This is a genomic window from Anaerovibrio lipolyticus (assembly GCF_021531495.1).
Taxonomy (GTDB): domain Bacteria; phylum Bacillota; class Negativicutes; order Selenomonadales; family Selenomonadaceae; genus Anaerovibrio.
In genome coordinates, this window is sequence record NZ_JADYTY010000001.1 from 285,178 (window position 1) to 298,993 (window position 13,816).

At 46.2% G+C, this 13,816-nt stretch carries 13 protein-coding genes; 1 reads left to right on the top strand and 12 read right to left on the bottom strand.

All coding sequences use genetic code 11. The annotated features are described in order from the left end of the window. Window positions 1-49 precede the first annotated feature (49 nt). The 4 genes from ilvC to murB form a co-directional block, all read right to left on the bottom strand. Complete coding sequence (ilvC, locus tag I6E26_RS01310) at window positions 50-1,066, bottom strand: ketol-acid reductoisomerase (RefSeq protein ID WP_235320017.1); 1,017 nt, start codon at window positions 1,064-1,066, stop codon at window positions 50-52. Next, window positions 1,047-1,577, bottom strand: a complete 531-nt coding sequence (gene ilvN, locus I6E26_RS01315) for an acetolactate synthase small subunit (protein WP_235320018.1) — start codon at window positions 1,575-1,577, stop codon at window positions 1,047-1,049. The genes ilvC and ilvN overlap by 20 nt, the downstream gene beginning before the upstream one ends. 265 nt (window positions 1,578-1,842) lie before the next feature. After that, window positions 1,843-2,307, bottom strand: coding sequence for a CYTH domain-containing protein (locus tag I6E26_RS01320; protein ID WP_235320019.1), 465 nt, complete (start codon window positions 2,305-2,307; stop codon window positions 1,843-1,845). A 25-nt stretch (window positions 2,308-2,332) separates the two neighbouring features. Next, the gene (gene murB, locus I6E26_RS01325) at window positions 2,333-3,250 is read right to left on the bottom strand and encodes a UDP-N-acetylmuramate dehydrogenase (protein WP_235320020.1); all 918 of its coding nucleotides are present in this window, start codon (window positions 3,248-3,250) and stop codon (window positions 2,333-2,335) included. Window positions 3,251-3,424: 174 nt separating this feature from the next. On the opposite strand from murB, the gene I6E26_RS01330 reads away from it, so the two are divergent. After that, window positions 3,425-5,053, top strand: a complete 1,629-nt coding sequence (locus I6E26_RS01330; protein ID WP_235320021.1) for an SGNH/GDSL hydrolase family protein — start codon at window positions 3,425-3,427, stop codon at window positions 5,051-5,053. A gap of 57 nt (window positions 5,054-5,110) precedes the next feature. Here the strand turns inward: I6E26_RS01330 and ahbB are convergent, their stop codons facing one another. From ahbB to meaB, 8 genes are all read right to left on the bottom strand, one after another. After that, window positions 5,111-5,581 (bottom strand): siroheme decarboxylase subunit beta, encoded by a 471-nt coding sequence (gene ahbB, locus I6E26_RS01335; protein WP_235320022.1) that lies wholly within the window; start codon window positions 5,579-5,581, stop codon window positions 5,111-5,113. Between the two features lie 64 nt (window positions 5,582-5,645). Continuing rightward, on the bottom strand, window positions 5,646-6,104 hold the full coding sequence (gene ahbA, locus I6E26_RS01340; RefSeq protein ID WP_235320023.1) for a siroheme decarboxylase subunit alpha: 459 nt from the start codon (window positions 6,102-6,104) through the stop codon (window positions 5,646-5,648). A gap of 5 nt (window positions 6,105-6,109) precedes the next feature. Beyond that, window positions 6,110-6,763 (bottom strand): ribosome biogenesis GTP-binding protein YihA/YsxC, encoded by a 654-nt coding sequence (yihA, locus tag I6E26_RS01345; protein WP_235320024.1) that lies wholly within the window; start codon window positions 6,761-6,763, stop codon window positions 6,110-6,112. Window position 6,764: 1 nt separating this feature from the next. Further along, entirely contained in the window at window positions 6,765-9,101 is a 2,337-nt protein-coding gene (gene lon, locus I6E26_RS01350) for an endopeptidase La (RefSeq protein ID WP_235320025.1), read from the bottom strand. A 93-nt stretch (window positions 9,102-9,194) separates the two neighbouring features. Continuing rightward, a complete protein-coding gene (gene clpX / locus I6E26_RS01355) occupies window positions 9,195-10,457 on the bottom strand; it encodes an ATP-dependent Clp protease ATP-binding subunit ClpX (RefSeq protein WP_235320026.1) in 1,263 nt (420 codons plus the stop codon). 14 nt (window positions 10,458-10,471) lie between these two features. After that, window positions 10,472-11,080, bottom strand: coding sequence for an ATP-dependent Clp endopeptidase proteolytic subunit ClpP (clpP, locus tag I6E26_RS01360; protein ID WP_235320027.1), 609 nt, complete (start codon window positions 11,078-11,080; stop codon window positions 10,472-10,474). Window positions 11,081-11,129: 49 nt separating this feature from the next. Beyond that, the gene (gene tig / locus I6E26_RS01365; RefSeq protein ID WP_235320028.1) at window positions 11,130-12,419 is read right to left on the bottom strand and encodes a trigger factor; all 1,290 of its coding nucleotides are present in this window, start codon (window positions 12,417-12,419) and stop codon (window positions 11,130-11,132) included. A 202-nt stretch (window positions 12,420-12,621) separates the two neighbouring features. Then, window positions 12,622-13,815 carry a methylmalonyl Co-A mutase-associated GTPase MeaB gene (gene meaB / locus I6E26_RS01370; RefSeq protein WP_235320029.1) on the bottom strand — a complete coding sequence of 398 codons (1,194 nt, stop codon included), beginning with the start codon at window positions 13,813-13,815 and terminating at the stop codon, window positions 12,622-12,624. Window position 13,816: the final 1 nt, after the last annotated feature.

Sequence of the window (13,816 nt, forward strand, 5' to 3'; positions counted from 1 at the left end):
CACTATAGCATAAGCCTATTCGCTAAATTTCTAGTTTAATTTGCTTGGATTAGTCCTTGGAAAGGTCTGCACCATTCTTCAGCCAAGGCATCATGTTACGCAGTTCTGCGCCAACCTTCTCGATTGGATGCTCTGCATGGAGACGACGCTGCATCAGGAAGTTTGCACGGCCAGCGGAACGGTTCTCCAACAGCCAGTTGCGAGCAAAAGTACCATCCTGAATTTCCTTCAGAACCTTCTTCATTTCCTTCTTGGTTTCCTCGGTAATAATACGAGGACCAACCATGTAGTCGCCATACTCTGCAGTATCGGAAATAGACTTACGCATCTTGGTGAAGCCGCCCTCATAGCACAGGTCAACGATGAGCTTCATCTCATGGAAGCACTCGAAATATGCCATCTCAGGTGGATAACCAGCCTCAACCAGAACCTCGAAACCAGTCTGCATCAGCTGGCAAACGCCGCCGCACAGTACAGCCTGCTCACCGAAGAGATCCTCTTCAGTCTCATCACGGAAGGTAGTCTGGAGAACGCCGGAACGAGTTGCACCAACACCCTTAGCATAAGCCAAAGCCAGATCAAAGCACTGACCGCTAGCATCCTGATAAACAGCGAATACTGCAGGAACACCGGAACCCTCAGTGTAGGTACGACGTACCAGATGACCAGGTCCCTTTGGTGCTACCATGAATACATCTACATCAGCAGGAGGTATAATCTGCTGATAATGAATATTGAAACCATGAGCAAAAGCCAGAGCGCTGCCAGACTTCAGATTTGGCTTAATCTCAGCCTTGTATACATCGGACTGCTTCTCATCAGGAATCAGAACCATGGTAATATCAGCCTGCTTTACAGCCTCAGCTACATTGCAAACCTTCAGACCGTGCTCTTCTGCAACCTTCTTGGACTTGGAACCCTCATACAGGCCAACAATAACATTAGCACCGCTTTCCTTCAGGTTCAGTGCATGGGCATGTCCCTGGCTGCCATAACCAATAATGGCAACGGTCTTCCCGTTCATGAGGCTCCAATTTGCATCCTGATCATAATAAGTTTTTGCCATAGTAATCTCTCTCCTCACAATGTTCTTGTATGGTGTGCTCCCCCCGCTCCAGTCCAATAAGACCGGTTCGAATGATTTCCAAAATACCGTATGGCTTCAAGAGGCGGGTAAAAGCCGTTACCTTGTCGTCATCACCAGTAACCTCAAAAATCAAGGTAGTGGGCTGCACATCAATGACTCTAGCTCTAAAGAGCTCAGCCATTTTTAACACATCTAATCTGTTGGTATCATCAGCCTTAACCTTTATCATGGTCATACCACGATAAACAGAGCTTCCGTCATCCAAACGCTGGACAGCTTCCACCTCCGGCAGCTTTTCCAGCTGCTTCATCATCTGATCCACCAGATACTCATCTCCATGTACCACCAAGGTGATACGAGAGAACTCAGGAGATTCTGTAATACCTACAGCCAAGCTGTCGATATTGAACTCCCGACGCGAAAACATACTAGCTACTCGAACCAAAACGCCGGTCCTATTTTTTACCAGAACAGACAATACGTGCTTCAAGAAAATCCCTCCTATACCATCTGCTCAAGAATTTTGTCTAACAAGTTTTCGTTGAGCTTTGTCTATTATCACTCATTCCTAGCAATTTGTCAACCTTTTCTGTAAAGAAATATTACACCTTGTATTTTCTGATTGGATTTTCGTCTTTTATTAATCCACAAAACCCTATTTTTGAGTTTTTTTCCACTAGGAAATTACATTATTCCACATATATAAAACTTTTATATTTACACTCCAATAAAAGTGTAACAACTCTAACATTGTCCTACCAATTTTTGTAAGGTAGCTTTATCAGGCTGGAATTGTAATACCTAGCTTCCCCAGAAACCTCCCGGTCAATCCAAATAGGCAAAGCCAGAGCCGTATCCTCTGAGGGAAGCTCTGCCTCTGCCACAGCCAGCCCTTCATTATCTCCAGCAAATATATCTATCTCCCAAAGCTGCTGTCCATGCTGCTCCAGATAACGAGTCTTTTCCACCAAAGGATGGAGACACAATTCCTCTAACATTTGACTGGCTTCCTCATAGGGAATTTCATATTCCAGCTCTGTACGGGATATGCCCTGATTTTTTCCCTTTATGGTAAGATATCCCTTAGCACCTTTAGTACGCACCCGTACCGTCCGCTCAGGATCTAGAGAAAGATAGCCCTGACGAATCTCCATCCCTGGACTTTGAGGCTGCCACAGCTCCCTTTTAATGAGAAACTTACGCTCTATCTCCTTGGCCACCTTCATGCCCCCTTTTAATCTTTGCTTATTGCTCGCCGATGATTCTAACCTCTGGGAAAAGCTTCACGCCATTTTTGGCATAAACCCTATCCTGCACCTCTTTAATAAGTTTCAATACATCTGCTGCTGTAGCATTGCCAGAATTTACCACAAAGCCTGCATGCTTGGTGGAAATCTGCGCCCCACCTACCTGCAAGCCCTTCAGGCCAGTTTCGTCAATAAGGGTGCCAGCAAAATATCCCTGAGGACGCTTGAAGGTACTGCCTGCGCTTGGCATTTCCAAAGGCTGCTTGCTTTCCCGCCGCTGGGTAAAATCATCTATCTTGGCCTGAATAGCTTCCTTGTCTCCCGAAGCCAGCTCCAAAGTAATCTCGCAAATTGCCTGTCCATTATGCTGGAAAACACTGTGACGGTAACCAAAATCCAGTTCATCCTTCTCGTAGGTAAGAATCTTGCCATTGTGGGTAACAGTCTTGACCTGCACCACAATACCTGACATATCACCATCGTAGGCACCCGCATTCATAAATACTGCTCCACCAAGACTGCCTGGTATGCCACAGGCAAATTCCATGCCTGTCAGCCCATTTTCCGCCGCAAACTGGGATACATGCTTTAAATAGGCACCTGCCCCTGCAATAATTCTATTTCCCTCACAGCGCTTGTAGCTCATAGGAGCGTGCATCTTGATAACAGCCCCACGGATTCCCTTATCCAGCACCAGTACATTGGAGCCATTGCCTAAAATAGTATGAGGAATATCATAATTCTTTAACAGCACAAATATCTGGGAAAGCTGCTCCATATTAGCAGGGAAGAGCAAATAATCTGCCGGCCCGCCAATATTAAAGGTGGTATGCTTGCTCATAGGCTCACTAACGAAAAACTGCTCCTGCCCTAGCAAAGCACTGGCTTCTCTAATAAAATCCTGATTTAACGACATATCATCATTTCCTTATCTATAATTTCATAATAATTCACTAATACACACCTGCAAAAAAGTTGTGTCAGTACCAATAATTATACTAATATTTCATACATTTGTAAAAGGTATTATTGTTACACCTGACAAATTAATGTATAATAATAAGTAATTATTTTACTGGAGTTTGTATTTATGCGAAAACTTTTTATTTGTTTTTTCTCATTTTTAACTATTATTTGCTGTTTTACTATATTATGCATATTTCTCACGGAAAAAACTGACCTGCTGGGCCTGAAGAATTACCGTGTTTCTGCTAGCTTTACAGAAGAAAATGGAGATACACTGCTATCCTGGAGCCGTTATCCCTATCCCTGCTTTTATCAGGTAGATACTTATTACAAAACTACAGGTCTGGTGGAAGGAGAACCTGAATACCACAAGGTTGCCTCAGCCTATACCATGAACGATACCTATGTGGTACCTCCTACAGCTATTCCTGCCTATTACAGGATTACGGCCTATGGCATCTTTGGCAAGGTTTCTGATGATGAAACCTTGATTCCCAATGGGAATTACCGGGAGCCAATTCGTCCAGTTCCCATTACCAAATATCCTGCCGATAAGCCTGCCAGCTTAAAGCCATTTCTTATTTGGCACAGTATTCCTGATGGGGTGCTCTATGAGCTGGAGCTTTTATCTGGACCACCAGATACGGAAAACACCCAGAGCTTTTCTACAACAAATCATCTCTATGGCACCAGACAGGTATTTACCAATGGTCTACAGATTGATTTAACACCCTACCGTAATTTGCCAGTTGTGTACTGGCGGGTTCGTGCCCTAAACCTGCGTCACGAGCCTCTGGGAGTTTATTCCACGGCAGAACCTATCTACATGGATGGCCACAAGGCTGTTCCCAATAAGCCTGTATTGAACAAATTTGATAGAATGCCTGATTTTAGCCAGCCTATATATCCAGTGTTTACATGGATTCCTATGCTGGGGGCTGAACGCTACGAGGTGGAGCTTTTAACCAAGCCACCTACTCAGGAAAACAATACTGACCCTACCCCAGACCGCTATTGGGCCAAAACTGTGACCAACGCCTTTAGCTGCTATGATGAATATGCCAGATATTATGCCGGCACCTACTATTGGCGGGTTCGAGGGCTGGATGCCAATGGCAATACAGTAGGGGTTTATTCCGACACCGATAGCTTTCAGGTGCCAAATCATATCACGCGGCCTTTAGTGGCTGCCTTTGGAGACAGTATTACCCACGGTGGCGGTGCAGTTTCCTTTTCCCCAGCCAGTCTGGAGTACAGCTACACCACCTATATGGATGAACCCTGTATCAATCTAGGTCGCAGCGGAGATACCTCCACCACTACCTTGGCCAGATTCGATAGGGATGTCCTGCCGCTAAGGCCTAAAAATCTCTTGATTATGACTGGCTCCAACAGTCTGAGAGCTACCCATATCACCGGTCAGATGGTTATCAATGATCTAAAGCAGATTGTAAAAAAATGTCAGGACAATGATATTCGGCCTATTCTTATGACCTTGCCTCCTATCAATCCTGATAATATCATGCTGGCCTTCCACACGCCAACAGATCCTAATTGGCGCAACAAACTGGAGAAAATTAATCGTTATATTCGCCAGCAAGAATACTATATTGATTTGGAGCCTTATTTTTATGACAGCACCCATACCATTATGGCACCAGAGTGGGCCAATGATGGCTTACATGCTGATATTCGTGGCAAAATGGTTATAGGGGAAGTTATTAATATGCATAAGGATTTATTTAAGAATTAAAAAAGACTCATGGGATGCCCTATACGGCATTTCATGAGTCTTTTTTGCTGTGGAAATTTATACAAAGTATTTCATGGATGTTTTTTTCCATTCCCGGCCAGTATATAACAGCTCATACTGGCTGATACCAGTTTCCTTGGCCAAATCCTGAGCAATTTGCTGACAGTCCTCCCGGCTGGTGCCATGTATCATGGTATAGAAATTATAGGGCCAATCTGGCATGACATTTCTATCATAGCAATGGGTTACGGCCATATGGCTGCACATTATCTCAGCCACCTGATCCATCCGTTCCTCCGGCACCACCCAGACACCCAAGGCATTGGCTCTAAAGCCTACCTCTCTATGTCTGAGCACAGCCCCCATCTTGCGCAGGGCACCATCCTCCTTCATAAGCCTCAGCCTGGCCAAGACTTCCTCCTCTGTACTGTCGATTTCCTCAGCAATCAGCTTAAAGGGCTCTGCCACCAGAGGCAGTTCGTCCTGCATGGCTCTGACGATTTTTTTATCCAGCTCTGTTATTTCCATCTTCTACCTCTATTTCAGAATATTATTTATTACTATCCCCAAGCCTTTGCCATAGGGCCAAAACCTAACGCAGATTAAACTGCACATTAATTTTGTATTTGCGACGGGCACTTAAATCCATGGCATCCTCTACTCCCGGCAGCTGCCGTATCTGAGTCAGAATATCCTGTCTTAATCTTTCATTAGGGGTAATCAAAGTAAACCAGAGATTATACCGCCCTTCCCGTTGATAATTATGGGTAATCCCCGGAAACTGATTGATAAAGATGGCGGTTTCCTCCATAAGCTCAGGCTTTACCCGCAGAGCCACCAAGGTTCCCTGATAGCCCAGCTTATCCGAATTGAAGAAGGCTCCTATCTTGCGAATATAACCTCCTGCCTTCAGCTGCTGGAGACGGCTGATAACCTGCTCCTCACTAAGGCCCAACTGCTTCCCTATAAGCTGAAAGGGCCTTGGCTCCAACTGCAAGTTTCCCTGCAGCAGATTCAAAATTTCTTTATCCAACTTTGTTAGCTTCATCATGCACCTTATTCCTCAGCTTCCCCTAAGCAATCAGCAATAACTTGCAAAAGCTCCTGTCGTCCTTGATTTTTCAAGGACGAATAGGGCAGCACATCCAAATCTGGAATCCCTAAGCCCCGCTTAATAGCTGCTACATTCTTGGCTACAGTATTCTTGCCAATCTTATCAGCCTTGGTGGCTATTACCAATACTGGCAGATTGTTCTCCACTAGCCAGCGGAACATTTCCACATCAGAAGCCATAGGCTCATGTCTGACATCTATCAGCTGACAGACAAATTGAATCCTAGGGGAGGACAGAAGATATTCATTAATAAACTTGCTCCAGATTTTGCGTCGCTTTGCCCCAGTCTTGGCATAGCCATAGCCAGGCAGATCCACCAGATAAAAATCCTGTCGCTCCTCCACCTGGGGCAGTTTTGCTCCTATTTCGTAGAAGTTAATGGTCTGGGTTTTACCAGGCTGACTGGAAACACGAGCCAGATTCTTTACTCTGGTAAGGGAGTTTATCAAGGAGGACTTCCCCACATTGGAGCGGCCAATAAAGACTATTTCTTTCCTGGGAACCTCTGGATACTGCTCCTTGCACACCGCAGAAGCCAAATAGGTGCCCTGAGTAATAATAACCTCCTGAGAGGCATCCTTCGTCAGTTCTCCCATTTTACTCCTTTCCTGCTGGCAATAGAGCCTTTGTCAATACCTGATCCATTTGCTCCACCGGCACAAACTCCAGCTTTTCTCGGACATTCTCTGGAATATCCTCAATATCCCGCTTATTTTCCATAGGCAGAATAATGGTCTTTATACCCTCCCGATAAGCAGCCAATACCTTCTCCTTAAGGCCTCCAATAGGCAGTACATTACCTCGAATGGTAATCTCACCTGTCATAGCCACATCACTGCGAACCTTTCGGCCGGTTAGGCCGGATACCATAGCCGTAGCCATAGTTATACCAGCAGATGGACCATCCTTTGGTACTGCTCCCTCAGGAAAATGTACATGGATATCCTGCTTCTCGTAGAAATCCTCTTTCAAGCCCAGTTGGCTCTGACGACTGCGAATATAGGAAAGGGCTGCCTGAGCAGATTCCTTCATTACATCCCCAAGCTTGCCAGTTAGAATCAACTGTCCTTTGCCTGGGAAAATATTTACCTCTGTAGGAAGAATATCCCCTCCTACCTGAGTCCAGGCCATGCCAGTGCACAATCCAACCTCTGGCTTTCGCAGAGATTTCTTGTGAGGGAATTTTGCCTTGCCTAGAATATCTGTAAGGTTCTTGGTGCTGACATAAACAGACTCCTCTTCTCCCTCTACAATCTTTCTGGCTGCCTTACGGCAAAGATGGCCAATTACCCGCTCCAGCTCACGAACGCCAGACTCTCTGGTATATTCATCAATAAGCTGCTGCAGGACACCAGCCCCCAGACGTATCTGCTTGCCAGACAAACCATTTTTGCTGCGCTGTCTAGGCAGAAGATACCGCTTGGCGATCTCCAGCTTTTCCTGCTGGGTATAACTGGAAAGGGTGATGACCTCCATACGGTCCAACAATGGTCTTGGAATCCCGCCTAAATCATTAGCGGTCACAATCCACAGTACCTTTGACAAATCAAAAGGCAATTCAATATAGTGATCACTAAAGGTATTATTCTGAGCTGGATCCAGCACCTCCAACAGAGCAGAGGTAGGATCTCCCTTGTAATCACTGCCCATCTTGTCCACCTCATCCAGGAGGAAAACAGGATTGCAGGTACCGGTTTTCTTAAGAGCTTCCAAGATGCGGCCCGGCATAGCTCCTACATAGGTACGACGATGACCGCGAATTTCCGCCTCATCCCGTACACCACCTAGAGAAGCTCTGGCAAATTTCCGTCCCAAAGCTCTAGCCACAGAACCAGCCAAAGAGGTTTTACCTACTCCCGGCGGACCTACCAAACATAGAATAGGTGCATTCTGTCCCTCTGTCAGCTGACGCACAGCCAAATACTCCAGAATACGCTCCTTTACTTTCTCCAGACCATAGTGATCCTTGTTTAGAACCTGCTGAGCACTCTTAATATCATTAATGTCCTTGGACTCAATTTCCCAAGGCAGGCTCAAAAGGTTATCCACATAGGTGCTGATAACTGCAGCCTCCTGAGAGGCGCTCTGAGAGCGCTCCAGCCGCTTTAGCTCCTTATCTACAGCTTTCACCACATAGTCAGGATATTTTCCATCCTTCATGCGCTGCTGGAAATCCTCAATATCACCCTGAATACCGTTCTGATCTCCCAGCTCCTTGTGAATGGCCTTTACTTTTTCCCGCAGATAATATTCCTTCTGAACTTTTTCTATCTGCTTCCGAACCCGGCTGCCTATCTTACGCTCTATTTCCAGAATATCCCGCTCCCGCTTGATAAAGCCGTAGAGGCATTCCAAACGAGCTTTAACATCTATGGCCTCCAGAATCCGCTGTCTATCCTCCAGCTTTAGGTTGATATGACCAGCAATCATATCTGCCAAACGACCAGCATCCTCAATAATAGACACTGACACCATAGCCTCCGCCGGTATCTTCTGGCTGGACTTTACCCACTGCTCAAATTCATGAACCACAACCCTTACCAAAGCCTCCATTTCGGTGGTTTTGACAATTGGATCTTCGTATTCACGAATCTGAGCCTCTATAAACTGGCTTTCCTCCTGATTAACCTCAACAATCTGACCTCTATGAAGTCCCTCTACCAGTACTCGTACTGCACCGTCAGGCAGCTTTACCAAATGCTTAATCTCTGCCACAGTACCTACATTGTAAAGATCCTTTATCTCAGGTCCCTCCACATCTGCATCCCGCTGTGCCAGCAAAAATACATGATGCTCCTCCTGCAACATGGCCTTTTCCAGAGCAGAAATAGACGGATCTCTACCAGCATCCAGATGTACCATCATATATGGAAATACCACCATCCCCCGCAAAGGAAGAATCGGTAATGTTCGCAAAATTTCATTTTCACTCATAAAATTCACCTCCGTAGAAGTTATAGGTATATATAAATATAGACGCCACCCGGAGGCAACGCCTATATCTTTCTCATATTTTACCTGATGTAATCAGGCAGATGCCTCCCGCTGCTGTCCCCCATAGGACAATTCAGGCTCCATGCCCTTCTGTACAACATCCTTAGTTACATGGCAGGTATTAACACCCTCCATAGATGGAATTTCGTACATGACATTCTTCATTATTTTTTCAATAATAGAGCGGAGTCCTCTTGCACCGGTTTTCCGTTTGAGAGCCTCCTGAGCAATAGCTCCCAGAGCCTCCTTATCAAAATCCAGCTCCACGCCATCCAAAGACAGCAAGTGCTGATACTGCTTAACCAAAGCGTTCTTTGGCTTGGTCAAAATCTCTACCAAAGCAGCTTCATCCAAAGGAGCAAGGGTTACAACAACTGGCAGACGTCCGATAAATTCCGGTATCAAACCGCTCTTCATCAAATCATCTGGTACCAGCTTCTGCAACAGCTGACCAATATCCAACTGCTGCTTGGAGTGAATTTCCGCTCCAAAGCCCATGCTCTTTTTACCGATACGCTTGTTAATAACCTTGTCAATACCGGCAAAGGCACCACCACAGATAAACAGGATGTTAGTGGTATCAATCTGCAAAAGCTCCTGATGTGGATGCTTCCGACCACCCTGAGGTGGTACTGATGCCACAGTGCCCTCCAAAATCTTCAGCAATGCCTGCTGCACACCCTCTCCAGAAACATCTCTGGTAATGGATGTATTCTCACCCTTGCGAGCAATCTTGTCAATCTCGTCAATATAGATAATTCCCTGTTGGGCTCTTTCTATATTGTAATCCGCAGCCTGTATCAGCTTCAAAAGAACGTTTTCCACATCCTCGCCTACATAGCCTGCTTCTGTAAGAGTGGTAGCATCAGCTACAGCAAAAGGCACATTCAGTATCCGGGCCAAGGTCTGGGCCAGCAGGGTTTTACCGCTACCGGTAGGTCCCAGCATCAGAATATTGGATTTTTGCAACTCCACATCCTTTACTTGATGGGGCTTCACCTCTGCCCTGATACGCTTATAATGGTTGTAAACTGCTACCGCCAGAGACTTCTTAGCCTCCTCCTGACCAATAACATACTGGTCAAGAGATGCCTTGATTTCCTTTGGCTTTGGCAGTCCCTGAAGAACATCTTCTTTGTTCTCCTGATCATTCAGTTCACCCTCTATGATGGAATTGCAAATATCAATGCACTCATCACAGATGCAAACCCCTGGGCCTGCTACCAGCTTCCGTACCATATCCTCAGATTTGCCACAAAAGGAGCAGACAAGCCCGTCCTGATGATCTACGCTCATGCTACTACCTCCTGTTATTTGCTATCATCTTCCTGGGTGTCTGCCTCTCTGACGATAACCTTATCTACCAAACCGTATTCCACAGCCTCTGCAGCACTCATAAAATTATCACGCTCTGTATCAGCCTCAATCTGCTCCATAGACTTACCAGTGCGCTGAGACAAAATCTCATTCAACATCTGACGAATCCTCAGCAGCTCCTTGGCCTGAATCTGTACATCGGTGGACTGGCCTCTAGCACCGCCCAATGGCTGATGAATCATAATTCTAGCATTTGGCAGAGCAAAACGCTTACCCTTGGCACCTGCGGTAAGCAGCAGGGAACCCATGCTGGCAGCCTGTCCGATACAGATAGTAGATACATCAGGCTTGATGTACTGCATGGTATCATAGATAGCCATGCCGGCGGTTACTACACCGCCGGGGCTATTGATATATAAATAAATATCCTTGTCAGGATCTTCCGCTTCCAGGAAAAGCATCTGAGCCACAATGGTATTGGCCATATTGTCCTCTACCTCGCCGCTAAGGAAGATAATTCTATCCTTCAACAAACGGGAGTAAATATCATAGGCACGCTCTCCCTGACCGGACTGTTCCACAACCATAGGAACATAACTCATGAAAATCACCTCATAATAATCGCTGACCAACCAGCAATATAGGCGTTAATTACTCAGCAACGCTGTCCAGAATCATCTGAGCAGTCTTGCGACGGAGAACAGTCTCCACCAAATCTACAGTACGGCCCTGCTGGGTAATAATCTTCTTTACCTCGGCAGCGGTAGCACCATAAGCCTTAGCCATGGACTCAACCTCTGCATCCAGCTCCTCAGCCTCAACCTTGATACCCTCAGCCTTAGCAACAGCCTCTAGAACCAAGTCGGTCTTTACGTTGATAGCAGCGGTATCCTTATAAGTCTCACGCAGCTTGTTAATATCAGTATTTGCATACTGGAGATACATCTCCAGCTTCATGCCCTGCTGCTCCAGACGGAGAGCCAGCTCCTGAATCATAACATTTACGCGGTTCTCAATCATAACCTCTGGAATCTCTACCTCAGCATTCTCAGTAGCCTGCTTGATTACAGCCTCACGCTTCTCAGCCTCGAACTTGCTCTCAGCAGACTTCTCCAGGTTGGAACGGATATCAGCCTTCAGCTCATCCAGAGTCTGGAAGGTGCTTGCCTTCTTAGCGAAATCATCATTCAGCTCAGGCAGAACCTTTCTCTTGATGCTCTTTACAGTGCACTTGAATACTGCTGGCTTGCCCTTCAGCTCCTCAGCATGATACTCCTCTGGGAAGGTTACGTTTACATCCATTTCCTCGCCAACCTTGGCACCTACCAGCTGATCCTCAAAGCCTGGGATAAAGCTGTTGGAACCGATCTGCAGAGGATAATCCTTGCCCTCGCCGCCAGCAAAAGCCTCACCATCAACAAAGCCCTTGAAATCCAAAGTGATGAAATCATCCTTTGCAACAGCAGCGCCTTCCTCAGCCTCAACCATATCAGCCTGACGGTCCAGCATACGAGTCAGCTGAAGCTGTACAGCCTCGTCATCAACCTCGTCCTTCTTAACATCAACCTTCAAACCCTTGTAGTCGCCCAGCTTAACCTCTGGCTTCTTGGTAGCAGTAACCTTGAACACCAGATCCTTGCCCAGCTCCTTGGTGGTAACATCGAACTCAGGACGAGTTACGATATCAATCTCCTTCTCCTTAATAGCCTCGAAGAACTTCTTTGGAGCAATAGCCTCAACAGCCTCGTCCAGAATGTACTCCTGACCTACAGTACGCTCAACAATCTTCTTAGGAGCCTTGCCCTTGCGGAAGCCAGGGATGTTAACCTTGGCAGCAACCTTCTTGTATGCAGCCTCATAAGCCTTATCCAGCTCAGCAGCTGGTACAGTAATTTCCAATTCTACCTGAGAGTTTTCCAATTCCTTTACATTAACTTCCATTGTGTCAAATGACCTCCTGAATAATATTTGTGTTGGGAATACCATGCAAGAGCACAGCTTTCCCATTCTTAACCATAGTACACCAAAACATAATACCACAAATCAGCATATAACACAAGCATTCTTTTGGTTTACAATACCTGGGCAAAAAAAATTCCGCCATTACCTCAGGGGCAGCATCAGTAATGACGGAATTTCTTTCTTATTTGATTTTCTTATCCTCCATACGCAGGAAGTCCCGGCTTCGGTAGGCAGCTCTTTCTATATCAAACATCCCTACCAACTCCTTTACCGCCTGAGTTGGCGAAACAATCCCTTTCAGCACAGCCTCCTTTACCTCTGGCATCCTGCCGGTAATCACAGGATCCTCAAAGAAAAGACTGTGGAGATGCTCATCAATCATGCTGTTCATCCACTCCAGCAACTGATGCTGCCGCCGTTTCTTAAACACACCGCTATCTGTAGTCATCTCTTTGAAGGCCTGAATCACCTTCCATAGTTCTGGTAAACCGAATTTGGTATAGGCTGAGCACATATAGGCATGGGTTGGCCAACCTGGAGTGGCCGGGCGAATATATTCTATCATCCGTTCATATTCGCCTCTTGCCACCTTGGCCTTGAGAAGATTATCTCCATCTGCCTTATTAATAACAATGGCATCTGCCAACTCCATAATACCCTTTTTGATGCCCTGCAAATCATCCCCCGCACCAGTCAGTACCACCAGCATAAAGAAATCTACCATAGACCTGACCGTGGTTTCTGACTGACCTACACCAACGGTTTCTATTAAGATAATATCATATCCTGCCGCTTCACACATCAACATGGTTTCCCGGCTCTTCCGGGCCACACCGCCCAGAGTCCCTCCAGCAGGGGAAGGCCGGATAAAGGCCTCCTTCCTACGGGAAAGAGTACCCATTCTGGTTTTATCTCCCAGAATAGACCCCTTAGTCACAGAACTGGTAGGATCTACAGAAAGCACAGCCACTCTGTGTCCAGCATCACAAAGCATATTGCCAAAAACCTCTATAATTGTACTCTTGCCTGCACCTGGCACGCCAGTTATTCCTATGCGCAATGCCTTGCCGGTGTGAGGCAGCAGTCTCTGCAAAACCCGCTGAGCCTTGGCAAAATGCTTAGAGCTGTTGCTTTCAATAAGAGTTATGGCTCTGGACAGCACCATGCGGTCCCCTTTCAAAACGCCATTTACATATTCATCCTCTGACATGATAAGGCGCCGCTTAGGCTTCATCTTGCCACTGGTCAGCATGGGATTAATATTGCCTACAGTGGTATCCTTGATGCCCTCAATGCCTCCCATAACACTACAGGCAAACTTCTCATTAGGCTCCTCTGGAACCCAGCTGGGCTTTGATGTTGTATATTCAGCCATA

Excerpts from the sequence above, each read along its gene's own strand:
- ilvC (WP_235320017.1), bottom strand. The coding sequence starts at position 1,066 with ATGGCAAAAACTTATTATGATCAGGATGCAAATTGGAGCCTCATGAAC.
- murB (WP_235320020.1), bottom strand. The coding sequence starts at position 3,250 with ATGTCGTTAAATCAGGATTTTATTAGAGAAGCCAGTGCTTTGCTAGGG.
- I6E26_RS01330 (WP_235320021.1), top strand. The coding sequence starts at position 3,425 with ATGCGAAAACTTTTTATTTGTTTTTTCTCATTTTTAACTATTATTTGC.
- ahbB (WP_235320022.1), bottom strand. The coding sequence starts at position 5,581 with ATGGAAATAACAGAGCTGGATAAAAAAATCGTCAGAGCCATGCAGGAC.
- ahbA (WP_235320023.1), bottom strand. The coding sequence starts at position 6,104 with ATGATGAAGCTAACAAAGTTGGATAAAGAAATTTTGAATCTGCTGCAG.
- yihA (WP_235320024.1), bottom strand. The coding sequence starts at position 6,763 with ATGGGAGAACTGACGAAGGATGCCTCTCAGGAGGTTATTATTACTCAG.
- lon (WP_235320025.1), bottom strand. The coding sequence starts at position 9,101 with ATGAGTGAAAATGAAATTTTGCGAACATTACCGATTCTTCCTTTGCGG.
- clpX (WP_235320026.1), bottom strand. The coding sequence starts at position 10,457 with ATGAGCGTAGATCATCAGGACGGGCTTGTCTGCTCCTTTTGTGGCAAA.
- clpP (WP_235320027.1), bottom strand. The coding sequence starts at position 11,080 with ATGAGTTATGTTCCTATGGTTGTGGAACAGTCCGGTCAGGGAGAGCGT.
- tig (WP_235320028.1), bottom strand. The coding sequence starts at position 12,419 with ATGGAAGTTAATGTAAAGGAATTGGAAAACTCTCAGGTAGAATTGGAA.
- meaB (WP_235320029.1), bottom strand. The coding sequence starts at position 13,815 with ATGGCTGAATATACAACATCAAAGCCCAGCTGGGTTCCAGAGGAGCCT.